The organism is Roseateles sp. P1_C1_2 (genome assembly GCF_056406535.1).
Genome location: NZ_JBFUAB010000001.1, coordinates 36,702 through 54,342, shown reverse-complemented (window position 1 = coordinate 54,342; position 17,641 = coordinate 36,702). Strand labels below are relative to the sequence as shown.

The following is a 17,641-nucleotide window of genomic DNA, read 5'->3' as shown; positions in this document are numbered from 1 at the left end:
CCGGGGTCAGCCGCGCAGGCGCGCGCCGAGTTGGCTGCCGGCGGCCGCCACGATGGCGGCCACGGCCGCCTCGATGCGCTCGTCGGTCAATGTGGCTTCGTCGTCGAGCAGCTCCAGGCGCACGGCCAGGGAACGCTCGTCGGCTTGCAAGTCCGTGCTGCTGGCACCTGCTGCCGGCTTGAATACGTCGAACAGCCTGGCCGAGCGCAGCAGTGCGCCGCCGGCGGCGGTGATGGCGGCCATCAGCGCGTCGTGGGGCGTGCTGTCCTTGACGACAAGGGCCAGGTCGCGCTGCACGGCCTGCTGGCGCGGCAGCGGCTGGCCTTGCGGCAGCGTGCGGGTCAGTGCGGCGTCGAGATCCAGCTCGAAGACGATGGGTGCGCCACCGCTGATCTCGTAGCCTTGGCGCCAGCGCGGGTGCAGCTCGCCGACGATGCCGATGACGGCGCCGTTCAGCTTCACACGGGCGCTGCGACCCGGGTGCAGGGCGGGGTGCTCGGCCGCTTCGAAAGTCAGCGTCTGCGGCGCGAACAGCGCTTCCAGGTCGCCCTTCACGTCGAAGAAGTCGATGGCGCGATCGCGTTGGCTCCACTGCTGCTGATCGGCCGGGCCCCAGGCCAGGCCGCCCAGGCGCAGCGGTTGCTCGATGCCGGCGACCGACAGCGGACCGTTGGCGACTGAGGCATCGCGCTTGAACACGCGGCCCAACTCGAACACGCGCACGCGCGTCGCGCGGCGGGACTGGTTGTGACGCAGCACCTGCACGAGGCTGCCGATCAGGCTGGTACGCATCACCGACAGCGGCGCGGCGATGGGGTTCAGCAGCTTGATCGGATCGGTGACACCGGCCAGCTCGCGCTCCCAGCGTTCCTCGACGAAGCTGAAGTTGATCGTCTCGAAGTAGTCGCGGGCAGCGACCGCGCGGCGCAGCGCGTGGGTGGCCTGGCGCGATTCCGAGCCCGTGCGGCCGACGATGGGTGCCAGCGGCGCGGTGGACGGCAGCGTCGGGTAGCCCAGCACGCGGATGACTTCCTCGATGAGGTCTTCCTCGATCAGGATGTCGAAGCGCCAGCTCGGCGGGGTCACCGTGATGACGCCGTCAACCGACGTGAAGGGCAGGCCCAGGCGCGTGAACACGCCTTCGCATTGCGCCTGCGTCAGCGGCATGCCGATGACTTTGGCCGCGCGGGCCACACGCAGCGCGACGGGCTGGCGCACCGGCACATTGGGCGACTGGTCGTCCATCGGACCGACGCGCGTGTCCGGGGTGCCGCAGATGTCGATGATGAGCTGGGTGATGCGCTCGATGTGCTCGACAGTCTGCGAGGCATCGACACCACGCTCGAAGCGATGGCCGGCGTCGGTCGAGAAGTTGTAGCGGCGGCCGCGGCCCATGACGGCCTCGGGCCACCAGAAGGCGGCCTCGACGTAGACGTTGCGCGTGTCGTCGGACACGGCGGTGTGGTCGCCACCCATGATGCCGGCGAGGGACTCGACCTCGCGCGCATCGCTGATGACGCCGACCTTTTCATCGACAGTGATGGTGTTGCCATTCAGCAGCTTGAGCTGCTCGCCGGCCTTGCCCCAGCGCACCACCAGCTCGCCGCTGATCTTGTCGAGGTCGAAGATGTGCGACGGGCGGCCGTACTCGAACATCACGTAGTTGGAGATGTCGACCAGGGCTGTCACCGAACGCTGGCCGCAGCGCTCCAGGCGCTGGACCATCCAGGCCGGCGTTTGCGCCTTCGTGTCGATGCCCTTGACGATGCGGCCCGAGAAACGGCCACACAGGTCGGTCGCTTCGATGCGGATGGGCAGCTTGTCGTCGATGCCGGGCTTCACCGGCGGGAACTCCGCCTTCAGCAGCGGCGAACCGGTCAACGCGGCTACTTCACGCGCGACGCCAAAGACGCTCAGGCCATGGCCCAGGTTGGGCGTCAGCTTCAGCGTGAACAGCGTGTCGTCGAGGTTCAGGTGCTTGCGGATGTCTTCGCCGATGACTGCATCGGCGGGCAGTTCCAGCAGGCCGCCGTGGTCTTCGCTGAGCTTGAGCTCGCGGGCCGAGCACAGCATGCCGAAGCTGTCGACACCGCGCAGCTTGCCGACGCCGATCTTGAAGGGCTTGGCAGCGTCGTCGGTGGGCAGCTCGGCGCCGACGGTGGCCAGCGGCACCTTGATGCCGACGCGGACGTTGGGCGCGCCGCAGACGATCTGCAGGGGCTCCGTGCCGCCGGCGTTGACCTTGCAGACACGCAGCTTGTCGGCGTTGGGGTGCTGTTCGGCTTCGAGGATTTCGGCGACGACGATGCCATGGAAGGGCGGCGCGACGGGGCGCAGCTCTTCGACTTCCATGCCGGACATCGTCAGCAGTTCGGCCAGTTTTTCAGTGGACAGCGGCGGGTTGCAGAACTCGCGCAGCCAGGACTCGGGGAATTGCATAACGATTTACTTGAACTGCGAGAGAAAGCGGAGGTCGCCGTCGAAGAAGGCGCGCAGGTCGTTGACGCCATAGCGCAGCATGGCCAGGCGGTCGATGCCGGAGCCGAAGGCGAAGCCGATGTAGCGCTCGGGGTCCAGGCCCATGTTGCGAATCACCTGCGGGTGCACCTGGCCGGAGCCCGACACCTCCAGCCAGCGGCCCTTCAGCGGGCCGCTCTCGAACATGATGTCGATCTCGGCGCTGGGCTCGGTAAAGGGGAAGTAGCTGGGCCGGAAGCGCAGCTGCAGCTGATCGGTCTCGAAGAAGGCGGTGATGAAGTTGAGATAGACCGCCTTCAGGTCCTTGAACGAGATGTTCTCGCCCACCCACAGGCCTTCGACCTGGTGGAACATCGGCGAGTGGGTCGCATCGCTGTCTACGCGGTAGGTGCGGCCCGGCGCGATGACGCGGATCTCGGGCATGGTCTCCTGGCCCGCATAGCGCTTGGCGTGGGCCTGCGCGTAGCGGATCTGCATCGGGCTGGTGTGCGGGCGCAGGTTCAGCCACGACCCGTTCTCGTCCTTCATGTCGACGTAGAACGTGTCCTGCATGGAGCGGGCAGGGTGGTTCTCGGGGTTGTTCAGCGCCGAGAAGCTGTACCAGTCGGTCTCGATCTCTGGGCCGTCGGCCACGTCGAAGCCCATGGAGGCAAAGATGGCCTCGATGCGCTCCATGGCGCGCGTGATCGGGTGCAGGCCACCGGTGCCGCGGCTGCGGCCGGGAAGCGTCACGTCGAGGGCCTCGGCCTTGAGCTGCTTCTCGAGCTCGGCGGTGGCGAGCGCGTCGCGGCGGGCGGTCAGGGCGGCTTCGATGCCGACCTTGAGCTGGTTGATCTCGGCGCCGCGAGTCTTCTTTTCCTCGATGCTGAGGGCGCCCAGGCCCTTCATCAGTTCGGTCACGCGGCCGGACTTGCCGAGGAAGCGCGCCTTGGCGTTTTCGAGTTCAGCGGGTGTGGGCGCGGCGGCAAAGTCGCTGCGTGCCGCTTCAAGAAGAGCGTCGAGATCAGACATTCGGAATTCGGAATGAAAAAGGGCCGACCCTGGTGGGCCGGCCCTGAAAGTTTGCGTGCCCCGACGCGAGCCAGGGCGAATCGCAATCAGGCGAGCGCGGCCTTCACCTTGGCGAAGATGCTGGCAAAACCAGCCGGGTCGTTCACGGCCAGATCGGCGAGGACCTTGCGGTCGATCTCGATCTGGGCCTTCTTCAGACCCGCCACGAACTTGCTGTAGGACAGACCCAGACCACGCGATGCAGCGTTGATACGGGCGATCCAGAGCTGACGGAAGACGCGCTTCTTGGTACGACGGTCACGGTAGGCGTATTGACCCGCCTTCATCACCGCCTGCTTGGCGATGCGGAAGACGTTCTTACGACGACCCCGGAAGCCCTTGGCCAGAGCCAAGACCTTCTTGTGACGGGCACGAGCGGTTACACCACGTTTGACGCGAGGCATGTGTTTCTCCTTGAGTCAGTGATGAATTACAGGCCAGCAAAGGGCAGCATCTGAGCGATGTGACCCATGTTGGTTTCGTGCACGGTGACGGCGCCGCGGAGCTGACGCTTGTTCTTCGTGGTCTTCTTGGTCAGGATGTGGCGCTTGAACGCCTGACCGCGCTTGACGGTGCCACCCGGACGAACGCGAAAACGCTTTTTCGCGCTGCTCTTGGTCTTCATCTTGGGCATGTGAATGCTCCTTTTAAGTGTGTCCCTGGGGCGGTGACGAAAGAGCCCGTCACGCTTGTTGGCCTCAGGAGACTTGTGAACCGGCAGGCGACCAAACCTGCCGGTTGAACTTCAAAAAACCGCTTACCGCTTCTTGGGGGCCAGCACCATGATCATCTGGCGGCCCTCAAGCTTCGGCATGTTCTCGACGATCGCCACGTCGGCCAGTTCGTCGCGAATCCGCTCCAGCAGGCGCATACCGATGTCCTGGTGGGTGATTTCACGGCCCCGGTAGCGCAGCGTGACCTTGCCCTTGTCACCGTCTTCGGCGATGAAGCGGCGCAGATTGCGCATCTTGATCTGGTAGTCGCCTTCGTCCGTGCCCGGACGGAATTTGACTTCCTTGATTTCGATGATCTTCTGCTTGGACTTGGCTTCGGCAGCGCGCTTTTGCTCCTGGTACTTGAACTTGCCGTAGTCCATCAGCCGGCAGACCGGCGGATTCGCGGTGGCAGAGATCTCGACCAGATCCACATCCATGTCGCCCGCCATACGCAGGGCTTCCTGGATGCTGACGACGCCGATGGGTTCATTCTCGGGGCCGTTCAGGCGGACTTCGGGAGCCATGATTTCGCGGTTCAACCGGTGCTTGCGCTCCGGAATCGCACGACGGTCAGCAAACGTAGCGATGGTGTGGACCTTTCAACGGGCCCCAAGGCGAGGGGCCCAAACAAAACAAATCGCGCCCGGAAGGCTGTCAGACCTTGTTGGTGATGTCTGCGGAGATCCGATCGAGGAAGTCCTGCAGGGGCATCACGCCAAGGTCCTGGTTGCCACGGGCGCGTACCGCAACGCTGCCATTCGCCTTTTCCTTGTCGCCTACGACGAGGATGTACGGCAGCTTTTGCATGGAATGCTGGCGGATTTTATAGGTGATCTTCTCGTTGCGCAAATCCGCCGAGGCCCTAAGCCCTTGTTTTTGCAGCGATTTCACAATTTCAGACACGTAATCGGCCTGCGCGTCGGTGATATTGGCCACCACGACCTGCGTCGGAGCCAGCCAGACGGGCAGGGCGCCGGCATGCTGTTCGATCAGGATGCCGATGAAACGCTCCAGGCTGCCGACGATGGCGCGGTGCAGCATGACTGGGTTTTTATGCAGGCCGTCCTCGTCGACGAACTCGGCGCCCAGGCGGCCCGGCATCGAGAAATCGACCTGCATCGTGCCGCACTGCCACTGGCGGCCCAGGGCGTCTTTCAGCGTGTATTCGATCTTGGGGCCGTAGAAGGCGCCGTCACCGGGCGAGATGATGAAGTCCACGCCCGAGGCGCGCAGCGATTCCATCAGCGCGTGCTCGGCCTTGTCCCAGACCTCGTCGGAGCCGATGCGGGCGTCCGGGCGCGTCGCGACCTTGTAGATGATGTCCGTGAAGCCGAAGTCCTTGTAGACCTTCTGCAGCAGGGCCGTGTAGGCGACGCACTCGGGCAGGATTTGGTCTTCCGTGCAGAAGATGTGGCCGTCGTCCTGCGTGAAGCCACGCACGCGCATGATGCCGTGCAGGCCGCCCGTGGGCTCGTTGCGGTGGCACTGGCCGAACTCGCCGAAGCGCAGCGGCAGGTCGCGGTAGCTCTTCACGCCGTGCTTGAAGATCAGGATGTGGCCGGGACAGTTCATCGGCTTGAGCGCGTAGTCGCGCTTTTCCGATTCCGTCGTGAACATGTTGTCGCGGTATTTGTCCCAGTGGCCCGTGGCCTCCCACAGCGTCTTGTCCAGCAGCTGCGGGCCCTTGACCTCCTGGTAGCCGTTGTCGCGATAGACACGGCGCATGTACTGCTCCACCTCCTGCCAGATCGTCCAGCCCTTGGGATGCCAGAAGACGACGCCAGGGGCGTGCTCGTCGATGTGGAAGAGGTCCAGTTCCTTGCCGAGACGGCGGTGGTCGCGCTTCTCGGCTTCCTCCAGCATCGTCAGGTATTTCTGCAGGTCATCCTTGGTCGCCCAGGCCGTGCCGTAGACGCGCTGCAGCATCTCGTTGCGATGGTCGCCGCGCCAGTAGGCGCCGGCCACCTTCATCAGCTTGAAGTGCTTGAGCTTGCCCGTGCTGGGCACGTGGGGGCCGCGGCACAGGTCCTCGAACTTGCCCTCGGCGTACAGCGACACATCCTGGTCGGCGGGGATGCTGCCGATGATTTCGGCCTTGTAGGCCTCGCCCATGGCCTTGAAGTGGGCCACGGCCTCGTCACGGGGCAGCACGCGGCGCGAGACCTTCTCGTCCTTCTTTGCCAGCTCGGTCATCTTGGCTTCGATGGCGGCCAGGTCCTCGGGCGTGAAGGGGCGCTTGTAGGCAAAGTCGTAATAGAAGCCGTTCTCGATGACCGGGCCAATCGTGACCTGGGCCTCGGGGTAGAGATCCTTGACGGCATAGGCCAGCAGGTGGGCCGTCGAGTGGCGGATCAGTTCCAGGCCGTCGGCGTCCTTCTCGGTGACGATGGCGAGCTGAACGTCGTGGTCGATGACGTGGCTGAGGTCGACGAGCTTGCCATCGACCTTGCCGCCGAGGGCGGCCTTGGCCAGGCCGGCGCCGATGCTGGCAGCGACGTCGCCGACAGACAGTGCGGCGGGGAACTCACGGCGCGAGCCGTCGGGGAGTTGGATCGAAATCATTGGGGTGCTCCGGGAGCGAGAAACAAAAAAGCGCGGCCACTTGCCGCGCTTGATTGGTGGAGTCCAAAGGACTGGCGTGACGAGCCGCGGCCGACTAGGTACCGGTGAAGGTGGTCGTAGTTCGCGGTGTCATAACCAGGGTGCCTTTCTCGCTCTTGTGAGGGGAGGGAGAGGTAATTCTAACGTCCCCTAGGTTGCAGTCTTCTGCCCGAGGGCGGTGCGGCGTAGCCTGCGGCGCATCGTTGCCAGCCGGAGTCCTGCCATGCGCCTTGCCGCCATCGCCTTTTGCGCCATTGGCGCCCTGCTGCCCCTCGGCGCCCAGGCCGCGCCCCGCCAGTTGGATATCGTGCCGCCTGGCGGCTTCCTGAATGTCTGTGCTTCGCCCATCGGCGGCGGCAGCGGCTTCTGGGCCGGCGACGACATCAGCAGCCAGTTCGCCGGCGGCGTCTGCAACACCCACAATTTCAGCAGCGGCACGGTGTCGGACAACGCCAGCTCCAGCGGCGTCCAGATCAGCAACAGCTCCTCGGGCGCCGCCCGCATGGGTTGGGTGCAGATGAGCGCCGAGAACCACGCGCCCGCAGCGACCTGGTTCGCACATGGCGGCGTCAATGGCGGCTATACCGACAGCCTGTCGGTGAACGCGGCCGGCCACGCGGGCGAGTCGGGCTATCTGCTGTTGAGTGTCGCCGTCAACGGCACGTTGTGGGCCACGGCGGAGGCCGGCGGCACGGGCTTCCAGGTAGTGCCCTATATCAACCAGGCCCAGCTCAGCGCTGCCAATCCCGGCTACGACGACGGCACTTCCAATCACCTGTGGAGCACGGATCGCCAGGTCGGCGCCTGGGGCGTGGGTTCGGCGCCTGATTCCAGCCTGGTGATCAACGAGGTGATCACCTTCAGCTTGCCGGTCGTCATCGGGCAGAGCATGGACGTGGGCATCTACACCCAGGCCGACGCCGGCCAGCGCAGTTCCGGCGGCTTCCCCGGCTGGATGGCCAACAGCGGGCTATCCTTCACCAGCTATCTCGCCGGCGCCAGCCTGGTGCTGGCCGGCCAGAACGTGCCGGGCTTCAGCATCAGCTCGGCCTCGGGCCTGAACTGGGCGGTGAGCGCCGTTCCCGAACCCGGCGCGTGGCTGCTGATGCTGGCCGGCTTCGGTGTCGTGGTTCTGCGGCGCCGCCGCTAGAGGGGCAAAGCAGCCAGCGAATCGCGCTGCGCCAGCGCGGCGAACTCATCGGCCAGGCGCTGGCTTTCCGTCACAGCCACACGCCAGCGTCGGCGGCGCTCGGTGGCGTCCAGGGCCATGAAGTCGTTGCGGTCCGGCAGTTTGGCGCCGGGCAACTGGGCGATGAACTCGGGTGACGGGCACAGCAGCACGACGTTGTCGAGGAAATCCGTCGAGCGGTGACGGTGCTTGAGTGCCTTGTCCAGCCAGCCCGGCACGACCTGGCGCTGGAAGTGCGGATAGAGCACCAGCGGCGCAGTGGACGACTGCAGCGCGCGGTAGTCCAGATGCAGGTGGTAGTCGGTGATGCCGCCGTCCCAGTAGGCACCGCGCGGCGCGCCGGGCAGGTCGTGCTGGGCCTGCAGCCAGAAGGGGATGGAGCAGCTCGCCAGCAGCGCGCCACGCAGGTTGGCGCGCGACAGATGCACCTCCCGGCTCGTGAAGTCGTTCAGCTTCAGCGGCAGGCGGTCGCGCGGGTCGGAGAAGACGACGCGCTCCAGGAAGCGGCCCAGCAGCGGACGAGACAGGGCATTGGCCGCGAACGCACCGAGATAGCCGAGCGGCGTGCGCAGCTTGCCCTCGCGCGCCAGCAGGCCAGCGCGGCCGCGCGACGTGACGACGTGCAGCCGCAGCCGCGGGTGGGCCAGCACGTCCGACTCGCGGCCCTGGAAGATCTCGCCCAGGATCTCGCCGAAGCGCTTGCTGACACCCTCCGGCCGCGGGCGCTTCTCGCCCGGCAGCACGTCGTACTCCTGCGTCACATAGGCCTCGGCCATGGTGTCGAAGGCAGCGGCGACGTCCCGGTGTGCCAGCGCGGCCGTCGCCATGCGCCAGGCGCCGATGCTGGCGCCGACGAGATGGACGGTCTGGCGGCTCTGCGGCAGCCAGTCGCCAAAGATGTAGCGGTCCAGGCCGTTGAGGATCAGCCCCTTGGGGCCGCCGGCCGCGGCGGGCATCAGGCCGACGTCTTCGGCACGCAGGCCGCGCTCGGCCAGGCGCGCGCGGGCGGCCGGGCCGGCAAATACTTGGAGTGCTGCGGAAGTCATCGCCGCAGAAGATAGCCGAGACCGGCTGCGCGGGCTGACACGGTCGGGACGCGAGTCTTTCGGGCCGAGCGCTGGGCCGCTCCCGAGCCGGCCCGTCCGGCGATGTGCTTGCGGCTCAATGCCGCAAGCATCGCCGTCCCCTCGGGGGCTGAGGCCGGACACGTGGCGCCCAGTGGGCGGCATGTGCCTGCCGAAGCACTGCGGCCGCTGGCCGCAGTGCGGTCCCGACCAGACCCGCGCACGTCCAGCGCCGCGAGGCTGGGCGAGGGGCACCCATTTCTAGAACTTGTGTTCCCAGTTCACCGCCCACCAGGCGACGGGCTTGCGCTCGTTCAGCACAAAGTCCTGCAGATTGGTGTAGGTCACCCGCGAGCCCTGCTTGGGCTGGAACAGGCCGTTGACGCTGAGGCGCACGCTGTCCTGCTTGCTGACCTGCATCGCGGCAAAGGCGTCCAGCGAACGCGAGGCCAGGCTTTCCTGGCTTTGCAGGGCGCTCTGCTGCACGTCGAAGTTGGGCGCGATCTGGGCGCTGAAGCCCATGCTGATCGGCATGGACTTCATGCGGTAGTCGGCGCCGAAGTTGAACTGCCAGGGCTGCTGGCCTTCGAGGCGGTTGTTCGGACCGGGAATGTCGTTGACCGACGAGCGGTAGAGGTTTAGCGAGGCGCGCAGCGAGAGCGCCGTCGTCGGGTCGAACAGGCTCGGGAAGAGTTCGCCGGCGCGGCCCTTGACCTCCAGCTCCAGCCCTTGCGTGGTGGCCTTGCTGAGGTTGATCTGGGTGATGACCCAGCGCTGCGTGGGCGCCCAGGTCACCGTTTGCAGGCGCGGCTGGTCGGTGCGGATCAGGTTGGTGATGCGGCGGTGGAAAACGCCCACCGACACCAGGCCGCCGGCCGGCAGATAGCTTTCATAGGCCACGTCCAGGCCGGTTGCCAGCTCGGGTTTCAGCGCCGGGTTGCCGATGCGGTCGGGCGTCGTGCGGGTGTTGCCGACCGTCAGCGGCTCGGTGGTGTTGATGGACGGGCGGTTGATGAGCTGCTGCACATCGGGCGCCTTGTAGCTGCGCGTCAGGCTGGCACGCACCAGGTCGCGGCCCTTGGGGTCGGGCTTGAAGTTCAGGTGCAGCAGCGGCGTCGTGACCTTGCTGGTGCTCTGGAAGTCGGCGCTGCCGTTGATGTCACGGCTGCCTTCGCTCTCCATCTTGATCTGCTCATGGCGCACGCCGAAATAGGCCGACCACTGCTTGTTGATCTCCCATTCGTCCTGGCCATAGAAGGCCGTGCGGGTGATGGTGGCGTTGAAGGGCTGGCCTTCGATGCCGGGCAACAGGTCGACGCCGTTCTCCACAGTGCGACGGTTTTCGTCGCGCACGCGGCGCTCGATCTCGCTGCCGAACGTGACGGTGTGGGCCTCGCCCGCGTACTGGCTGTACTTGCCGGCCAGCGAGGCGTTGCGGTTGCGGTTCTCGCCCGAGGTCGTGCGTACGATGGGCGTGGCGCCGTTGCGGCCTTCGAAGTCGAAGTTGAAGTCGGCACCACCCGAACCCGCGCCAGCGCGCAGCTCGATGCGGCGGTCCTCGTTGAAGCGGTTGTTGTATTGCAGGTTGACGCGGTTGGCCGAGAAGGTACCGCGGTTGCGCGTCGTCTCGTTGATGGTGCGCGGCACGTAGAGCGCGTCGCTGTCGGCCAGCTTGGTGACGGTGTTCTCGCCCTCGTTGCGGAAGCGGTTGTTGAYGAAGAAGCCTTGCAGGCTCAGCGTCTCGTCGTCGCCCAGCTTCCAGTTCAGGCGCGGCGACACATTGAAGCCGCGGCCGTGGCCTCGGTCCCAGCCTTCGTTGCTGACATGCTGGCGCAACTGCAGCGGCGGCGTCGGGGTGGCGTTGCTCAGCCGCTCACCGTCGAGCTCGTTCCTGAAGTTCCACTGGTAGACCGAGATCGGCAGCACGAAGCCGACGCCGCCGACGATGCGGTCGCCATAGGTGAAGCCGGCGTTGATGACGGGCTTCTCGCTCGCATAGGCCACGCCCAGGCGCAGGTCCTTCTGCACGACGCGCGGCGCGTCCTTCAGGATGATGTTCAGCGTGCCGGCGATGGCCTGGGCGCTCTGGTCGGCCGTGGGGGCCTTGCTGACCTCCAGTCGCTCGACCTGGGCGGGGTTGAGGTTGTCCAGGCTGAAGCCCGGGGGCGCCGGCTCGCCGTTGACGAGGATCTGCGTGTAGGCGCCGCCCAGGCCGCGCATGCGCAGCTGGCCGCCCGTGACGTTGATGCCGGGCAGGCGTTTGAGCACGTCGCTCAGCTGGGTGTCGCCGTACTTGTCCAGCTCCTCGCGGCCATAGAGCTGCTTGGCCACGGGCTCGCGGCGGCGCAGGTCGGTGTCGTTCTGCTGGCGCGTCACCGAGACGCGCTCGAGCTGGTTGCCTTGGGTCGGCGAGGTGGCAGCGCGGTCGACCTCCTGCTGGGCCAGGACCAGGGCTGGGCTGAGCAGAAGCAGCAAGGCGAGGGCGGGGGTTTTCAAGACGGACTCCGGGGATTCTTCGAGGCGGCGCGGACCATAGCGGCAGCGCTGTCGTGGCGCAGCGCCGCTGCGACCAGTTGCGGTTTCAGGGGCGTCAATCGACGGCCCGTGGTGCGGGCCGCCATGATGACGGCGTGATGTGTCAATGACGAAGGTCAGCCCGGGTCAGCGCTTGAGCTTGGCGAACGCGGCCGCCATGGCATTGCCGCCGCTGGTCTGGGCATCGCGCGGGCCGCGCTCGTTGCGGGCAGCAGGGCGGAAATTGTTGTCGGTCTTGGGCCCACGCGGGGCCTGCGAATCGAGCTTCATCGTGAGCGAAATGCGCTGGCGCGCCAGGTCGACCTCCAGCACCTTGACCTTGACGATGTCACCGGTCTTGACCACCTCGCGGGCGTCGCTGACGAATTTGTTGGCCAACTGGCTGACGTGGATCAGCCCATCCTGATGCACGCCCAGGTCGACAAATGCGCCGAACTGCGCGACGTTGCTGACCGTGCCTTCCAGCAGCATGCCGGGCTGCAGGTCCTTGACGTCCTCGACGCCGTCGTTGAAGCGGGCCACCTTGAAGTCCGGGCGCGGGTCGCGGCCGGGCTTTTCCAGTTCGGCCAGCACATCCTTGACGGTGATGAGGCCGAACTTCTCGTCGGCCAGCAGTTCAGGCTTGAGGGTGCGCAGCACCTCGCTGCGACCGACGATGTCGGCGGCGGTGCGCTTGAGCTGGGTCAGCGCTTTCTCCACCAACGGGTAGGTTTCGGGGTGGACGCCGCTGAAGTCCAGCGGGTTGTCGCCGCCGCGGATGCGCAGGAAGCCGGCCGACTGCTCGAAGGTCTTGGGGCCGAGGCCGCTGACGTCGAGCAACTGCTGGCGGTTCCGGAACGCACCGTTGGCATCGCGCCAGCGCACGATGCTGCTGGCCACTGATGCCGACAGACCCGAGACACGCGCCAGCAGCGCCTGCGAGGCGGTGTTCAGGTCCACACCCACCTTGTTCACGCAGTCTTCGACGACTGCGTCCAGCGCGCGGGCCATCTCGCTCTGGTTGACGTCGTGCTGGTATTGGCCGACGCCGATGCTCTTGGGGTCGATCTTGACCAGTTCGGCCAGCGGGTCCTGCAGGCGGCGGGCAATAGACACGGCGCCGCGCAGCGACACGTCCAGGTCGGGCAGCTCCTTGGAAGCGAACTCGGACGCCGAATAGACCGAGGCGCCGGCTTCGCTGACGACGACGCGCTCGATCTGCACGCTGGCGTCCAGCGCCTGCAGCTTCTTGATCAGCTCGCCGGCCAGCTTGTCGGTCTCGCGGCTGGCCGTGCCGTTGCCGATGGCGATCAGGTTGACGCCGTGCATGGCGCACAGCTTGGCCAGCGTATGCAACGAGCCATCCCAGTCGCGGCGCGGCTCGTGCGGGTAGACAGTGGACGTGTCCAGCACGCGGCCGGTGTCGGAGACGACGGCGACCTTCACGCCGGTACGGATGCCCGGGTCCAGGCCCATGACGACGCGCTTGCCGGCGGGCGCGGCCAGCAGCAGGTCGCGCAGGTTCTCGGCGAAGACCTTGATGGCGGTGGCCTCCGCCGCCTCGCGCAGGCGGGCGAACAGGTCGCGCTCCAGGCTCAGCGACAGCTTGACCTTCCAGGTCCAGCCCACGGTCTTGCGGATCAGCGCGTCGCCCGGGCGGTTGGCGTGGCGCCAGCCGAGATGCGAGGCGATGCGGCCCTCGGCGAGCGTGGGCTGGCCGGCGACGACTTCCTCGTCCAGCACCAGCTTGGCGTCCAGCAGCTCCTGCGTGCGGCCGCGGAAGACGGCGAGGGCCCGGTGCGAGGGCACCGTCTTGATGGTCTCGGCGTAGTCGAAGTAGTCGCGGAACTTGGCGTGGTCGGGCGTGTCCGGGCTCTTGCCGTCCATGATCTTGGACTGGAACAGGCCCACGTCCCACAGCCATTCGCGCAGCTTGCCCACCAGCACGGCGTCCTCGGCCCAGCGCTCGGCCAGCAGGTCGCGCACGCCGTCCAGCACCGCATGGGCGTCGGCGAAACCCGCCTCGGCATTGATGAACTTGGCGGCCTCGGCCAGCGGCTCCAGCGCCGGGTCGGCGAACAGCTGGTCCGCCAGCGGCTCCAGCCCGGCCTCGCGGGCGATCAGCCCCTTGGTGCGGCGCTTGACCTTGTAGGGCAGGTAGAGGTCTTCCAGCTCCTGCTTGGTCGGTGCGGTGCGGATGGCGGCTTCGAGCTCGGGCGTCAGCTTGCCCTGCTCGGCGATGCTCTTGAGCACCGCTTCGCGGCGCTCGGCCAGCTCGCGCAGGTAGGCCAGGCGCGCATCCAGCTCGCGCAGCTGGATGTCGTCGAGGCCGTCGGTGGCCTCCTTGCGGTAGCGGGCGATGAAGGGCACGGTGGCCCCGCCGTCCAGCAGGTCGACGGCGGCCTGCACCTGGGCGGGCCTCACCTTCAGCTCGGCGGCAATCTGGGAAACGATCAGCTTGTTGTCCAAAACGGGCTCGGGAATGCGGGCGAAAAGCCTTCGATTTTCCCACAGGGGTTTTAGTGAAGAGTTCGACGAGCCGCTGCGCGTCTCTCAGGCCGTGCAGCCTGTGGACGCACGCCGCGTCAAGTCTCATTTTCCTGTCACTGCCATCTGTAGCCCTGGGCGCGATTTCTTCGGGTTACCGAGGGTTTGCCAGACCGGACCCCTCCCTACAGTCGCCGGCGCAGTACCGACAGACAAACAAAGACAGGAGACAAGGATGCGGAAGTTTTTTTCTCGCCGGTTTCTGATGGTTCTCGGTATCGCCCTTGCGGCCGGGACCGCCTCAACGGTTTTCGCGACCAACTACTCGCTGTGGATCAATGGTCGCACCGGCGGCGGCGTGGCCGGCAACTACGCCGACTTCACCTATTGGGGCCCGGCCGGCACGGCCGCCGGCGTCAACAAGAAAGCCGTCAACTGGGACGGCTACAGCCATGTCTCGGACAAGAACTACCTGATCCGCAACGCGCTGGACTGCTATTGCACCGGCAGCAACTGGTGCTACATCGCCGTGCACAGCGCCGGCAACCTGCAGATCGGCTACACGCTGGCCATGTATGGCGGCTCGTCGCGCTACAAGAAGAACGCGACGCCCGGCGGCGACGGCTCCTGCGCCAACAGCGATGGCACGACGCAGACCGGCTGGAACATCAAATGGGTGGACGTGGCCGCGGGCGCCGCGGGTGGCAGCGAACTGGCCAACGCCGGCGACTGGGCCCTGTCCGAACCGCTGGTGTCGGACCTGAAGACCGGCACGGCCCGCGCCATGTACGACCACAACAACACCCGCAGCAAGATGTTCTATCTGTGGGCCGGCGCCAAGGGCACGCTGTATTCCGGCGTGCTGCCGGGCCAGGACGATGAGGCCATCGCCTACCACTCGGCGGGCGGCATCTCGGGCAGCGGCGGCGGCAGCTACTGCAACCCGAGCGACTGGTTCTGCAACGACCTGACGCTGGGCACCGCGCCGGCCGAGGGTGGCGCGGCGAAATGGAGCAACCACACGGTCGTCTTCCGTGACGACGCCGAGGCCTACAACCACTACACCAACGGCAACTGGCAGGGCACGGTCGGCCTGGTGCGGGCCGACATGGTGAACTACGCCAAGTGAAGCCGGGGTTCTGGCTGGCCGGCGCTGCGCTGGCCGGCCTCATCGCCTGGTGGGTCTGGCCGCGTGGAGCGGCCGTGCCCGAGGCCCGGGCCGCCGTGGCGCGCAGCCATCTGGCGCTGCCCGCCCCGGCCGCATCGACAGGTGCATCTCGTCCGCCAGGCTCGCCGTTCACGGAAGCCGCGCTGCGCGAGCGCATGTCGCAGCGCGATGAACTGCTGCAGCGGCTGGAGCGCGCCAAGCTGACGCTGGCCACCTACCGTGAGCAGACCCGCTACCCGCACGAGTCGCGGCCTATCGATCAGCACCCCGACCAGCTCCACCCCTTCGCGCCCATTCGCGAGAGCCTGCCGCTGCGCTTCCCCGGCGCCAAGGGGGCGGTGCCGGGTGTGCGCATCCTGACGACCCAGGACCGCGTCTTCATGAGTGGCGAGGAAGTCGTCAAGGTCAGCGTCAGCGCGCAGGACGATGCGGGCAGGACGCTGCCCTTGCTGATCACCCGCGCCGTCGCCTTCGACCTGCCAGACCCGCGCCAGGCGGCCGGCCGGCCGCAGCTGGCGCTGGGCTTCACTGGCAGCGAGGGCGTCTACAGCGCCCAGTTCCAGCCCTCGCAGACGGCATTCGCCGACTTCGCCGGCACGCTGCGCCTGCAGGTCATGCTGAGCCAGGACGGCCGCCAGGGCGTTGTCAACTTCGACGTCGTCTACCAGCCGGGGGTGCCGGCCGAATGGGGCGCCATCAGCGACCGCGTGGCCGACGGCTCACTGGACTTTGTGGTCGGGCTCAACGTCAAGCAGGCGGGCCGCTACGTCGTCAACGCACGTGTCGACGACGCCAAGGGCCAGCCTTTTGCGCTGGTCAGCTTCAACGAGGAGCTGGGGGCAGGCGCCCAGACCGCGCGGCTGCGCCTCTTCGGCAAGCTGCTGCGCGACGGTTCGCCGGCGATGCCGCTGCGGCTGCGCGATCTGCAGGGTTTTCTGCTGATGGAGGACCGCTTCCCGGACCGCGCGATGCTGCCGCGGCGCGAGGGCGTCGTCTACAAGAGCGGCAGCTATGCGCTCAAGGCCTTCTCGGATGCGGAGTGGACGAGCGAGGAGCGCAATCGCTACCTTGCCGAGCTGGGCAAGGACGTCAGCCAGCTGGAGACGCAGCTCGGGAAACACTGAGCCAACTCGCGAGGCCTTGCGCCGCCACGCGGCCGCTGGCGATGCTGGCCGTCAGCAGRTAGCCGCCGGTCGGCGCTTCCCAGTCCAACATCTCGCCCGCGACGAAGACGCCGGGCAGGGACTTGAGCATCAGGCCGTTGTCCAGCGCCTCGAAGCGCACGCCGCCCGCCGTGCTGATCGCTTCGGCCACGGGACGGGGCGCGTGCAGCGTCAGCGGCAGATGCTTCATTGCGGCGGCCAGCGTGGCGGCGTCCAGCATCTGCTCGCGCGTCAGCAATTCGTGCAGCAGGCCGAGCTTGAGCGGATTCAGGTGCAGGCGGCTCTTCAGGTGCGAGGACAGCGAGCGGCTGCCGCGCGGGTGCTTGACTTCGGCGAGCACACGTTCGGGCGTGAGCTGCGGCAGCAGGTCGAGGTGGAGCGTGGCCGAACCGGTGGTCGCGATCTGTTCGCGCAGCGCGCTGCTGGCGGCGTAGACCAGGGAGCCCTCGATGCCGGTGGCCGTGATGACGAACTCGCCGGGACGCTTGGCGAAGCCTTCGGTCTCGAGCGCGACGGGTTTGATCGGCTGGCCGGCGAACTCAGTGGCAAAGCGTTCGCTCCAGCCGGGGCCTGTGGCGTGGGCTGCCGTGGCGCCGACGTCGAAGCCGCAGTTGGCGGCTTGGAGGGGAGCGATGTCGACACCGCGCGCGGCGAGCCAGGGCGCCCAGGCCCCATCGGAGCCGAGCTGCGGCCACGAGGCGCCGCCCAGCGCAAGCAGGGTTGCTTGCGGTGCCACGAGACGTTCACCGTCGGGCGTGTCGAAGCGCAGCGCGCCATCGTCAGCCCAGCCCGTCCAGCGATGACGCATCGCGAACTTGACGCCCGCCACGCGCAGCCGGTGCAGCCAGGCGCGCAGCAGCGGCGCGGCCTTCAGGTCTTTGGGAAAGACGCGGCCCGAGGTGCCGACGAATGTCTCGATGCCCAGGCCAGCGGCCCAGGCGCGCAGCGCGTCGCCATCAAAGGCGCGCAGCAGCGGTTCGATCTCGGCAGCGCGTGCGCCGAAGCGGCCCACGAAAGGTTCGAAGGGCTCGGAGTGGGTCAGGTTGAGGCCGCCCTTGCCGGCCAACAGGAATTTGCGGCCGACGCTGGGCTTGGCGTCATAGACGGTGACAGCGCGGCCGGCTGCGGCCAGCACTTCGGCGGCCATCAGGCCGGCAGGGCCGCCGCCAATGATGGCGATATCGGCCTTGAGATCTTGGGGATGCATGCCG

At 67.1% G+C, this 17,641-nt stretch carries 13 protein-coding genes; 3 read left to right on the top strand and 10 right to left on the bottom strand.

Features of this window, described 5'->3' with window-relative positions:
- Nucleotides 1-6: 6 nt before the first annotated feature.
- From pheT to thrS, 6 genes are all read right to left on the bottom strand, one after another.
- Nucleotides 7-2,439: a phenylalanine--tRNA ligase subunit beta gene (pheT, locus tag AC1D2H_RS00225; RefSeq protein WP_478009454.1), complete on the bottom strand. Its 2,433-nt coding sequence runs from the start codon at nt 2,437-2,439 to the stop codon at nt 7-9.
- A gap of 6 nt (nt 2,440-2,445) precedes the next feature.
- Nucleotides 2,446-3,489 carry a phenylalanine--tRNA ligase subunit alpha gene (gene pheS / locus AC1D2H_RS00220; protein WP_477937646.1) on the bottom strand — a complete coding sequence of 348 codons (1,044 nt, stop codon included), beginning with the start codon at nt 3,487-3,489 and terminating at the stop codon, nt 2,446-2,448.
- 86 nt (nt 3,490-3,575) lie between these two features.
- Entirely contained in the window at nt 3,576-3,932 is a 357-nt protein-coding gene (rplT, locus tag AC1D2H_RS00215; protein WP_025564000.1) for a 50S ribosomal protein L20, read from the bottom strand.
- 26 nt (nt 3,933-3,958) lie between these two features.
- On the bottom strand, nt 3,959-4,162 hold the full coding sequence (gene rpmI, locus AC1D2H_RS00210; RefSeq protein ID WP_056197410.1) for a 50S ribosomal protein L35: 204 nt from the start codon (nt 4,160-4,162) through the stop codon (nt 3,959-3,961).
- A gap of 123 nt (nt 4,163-4,285) precedes the next feature.
- Complete coding sequence (gene infC / locus AC1D2H_RS00205) at nt 4,286-4,831, bottom strand: translation initiation factor IF-3 (RefSeq protein WP_082532663.1); 546 nt, start codon at nt 4,829-4,831, stop codon at nt 4,286-4,288.
- 67 nt (nt 4,832-4,898) lie between these two features.
- On the bottom strand, nt 4,899-6,806 hold the full coding sequence (thrS, locus tag AC1D2H_RS00200; protein WP_478009453.1) for a threonine--tRNA ligase: 1,908 nt from the start codon (nt 6,804-6,806) through the stop codon (nt 4,899-4,901).
- Between the two features lie 262 nt (nt 6,807-7,068).
- Between thrS and AC1D2H_RS00195 the strand changes: the two genes are divergently transcribed.
- Nucleotides 7,069-7,995, top strand: coding sequence for a PEP-CTERM sorting domain-containing protein (locus AC1D2H_RS00195; RefSeq protein WP_478009452.1), 927 nt, complete (start codon nt 7,069-7,071; stop codon nt 7,993-7,995).
- Here the strand turns inward: AC1D2H_RS00195 and AC1D2H_RS00190 are convergent.
- From AC1D2H_RS00190 to AC1D2H_RS00180, 3 genes are all read right to left on the bottom strand, one after another.
- Nucleotides 7,992-9,080 (bottom strand): patatin-like phospholipase family protein, encoded by a 1,089-nt coding sequence (locus AC1D2H_RS00190; protein ID WP_478009451.1) that lies wholly within the window; start codon nt 9,078-9,080, stop codon nt 7,992-7,994. The two genes, AC1D2H_RS00195 and AC1D2H_RS00190, sit on opposite strands and share 4 nt — an antisense overlap.
- Nucleotides 9,081-9,359: 279 nt before the next feature.
- Nucleotides 9,360-11,594 (bottom strand): TonB-dependent receptor plug domain-containing protein, encoded by a 2,235-nt coding sequence (locus tag AC1D2H_RS00185; RefSeq protein WP_478009450.1) that lies wholly within the window; start codon nt 11,592-11,594, stop codon nt 9,360-9,362.
- A 165-nt stretch (nt 11,595-11,759) separates the two neighbouring features.
- Nucleotides 11,760-14,081, bottom strand: a complete 2,322-nt coding sequence (locus AC1D2H_RS00180; protein WP_478009449.1) for a Tex family protein — start codon at nt 14,079-14,081, stop codon at nt 11,760-11,762.
- 283 nt (nt 14,082-14,364) lie between these two features.
- Here AC1D2H_RS00180 and AC1D2H_RS00175 point away from each other — a divergent pair, with 283 nt between their 5' ends.
- Nucleotides 14,365-15,228: a hypothetical protein gene (locus tag AC1D2H_RS00175; protein ID WP_477937660.1), complete on the top strand. Its 864-nt coding sequence runs from the start codon at nt 14,365-14,367 to the stop codon at nt 15,226-15,228.
- A complete protein-coding gene (locus AC1D2H_RS00170; RefSeq protein WP_478009448.1) occupies nt 15,225-16,391 on the top strand; it encodes a hypothetical protein in 1,167 nt (388 codons plus the stop codon). The genes AC1D2H_RS00175 and AC1D2H_RS00170 overlap by 4 nt, the downstream gene beginning before the upstream one ends.
- Here the strand turns inward: AC1D2H_RS00170 and AC1D2H_RS00165 are convergent.
- Nucleotides 16,357-17,637: a BaiN/RdsA family NAD(P)/FAD-dependent oxidoreductase gene (locus tag AC1D2H_RS00165; protein WP_478009447.1), complete on the bottom strand. Its 1,281-nt coding sequence runs from the start codon at nt 17,635-17,637 to the stop codon at nt 16,357-16,359. The genes AC1D2H_RS00170 and AC1D2H_RS00165 overlap by 35 nt on opposite strands.
- Between the last annotated feature and the right edge of the window lie 4 nt (nt 17,638-17,641).

Bases quoted from the DNA above. Each gene is read 5' to 3' on its own strand.
- AC1D2H_RS00195 (WP_478009452.1), top strand. From the start codon at position 7,069: ATGCGCCTTGCCGCCATCGCCTTTTGCGCCATTGGCGCCCTGCTGCCC.
- AC1D2H_RS00175 (WP_477937660.1), top strand. From the start codon at position 14,365: ATGGTTCTCGGTATCGCCCTTGCGGCCGGGACCGCCTCAACGGTTTTC.
- thrS (WP_478009453.1), bottom strand. From the start codon at position 6,806: ATGATTTCGATCCAACTCCCCGACGGCTCGCGCCGTGAGTTCCCCGCC.
- rpmI (WP_056197410.1), bottom strand. From the start codon at position 4,162: ATGCCCAAGATGAAGACCAAGAGCAGCGCGAAAAAGCGTTTTCGCGTT.
- pheS (WP_477937646.1), bottom strand. From the start codon at position 3,489: ATGTCTGATCTCGACGCTCTTCTTGAAGCGGCACGCAGCGACTTTGCC.
- rplT (WP_025564000.1), bottom strand. From the start codon at position 3,932: ATGCCTCGCGTCAAACGTGGTGTAACCGCTCGTGCCCGTCACAAGAAG.
- AC1D2H_RS00190 (WP_478009451.1), bottom strand. From the start codon at position 9,080: ATGACTTCCGCAGCACTCCAAGTATTTGCCGGCCCGGCCGCCCGCGCG.
- pheT (WP_478009454.1), bottom strand. From the start codon at position 2,439: ATGCAATTCCCCGAGTCCTGGCTGCGCGAGTTCTGCAACCCGCCGCTG.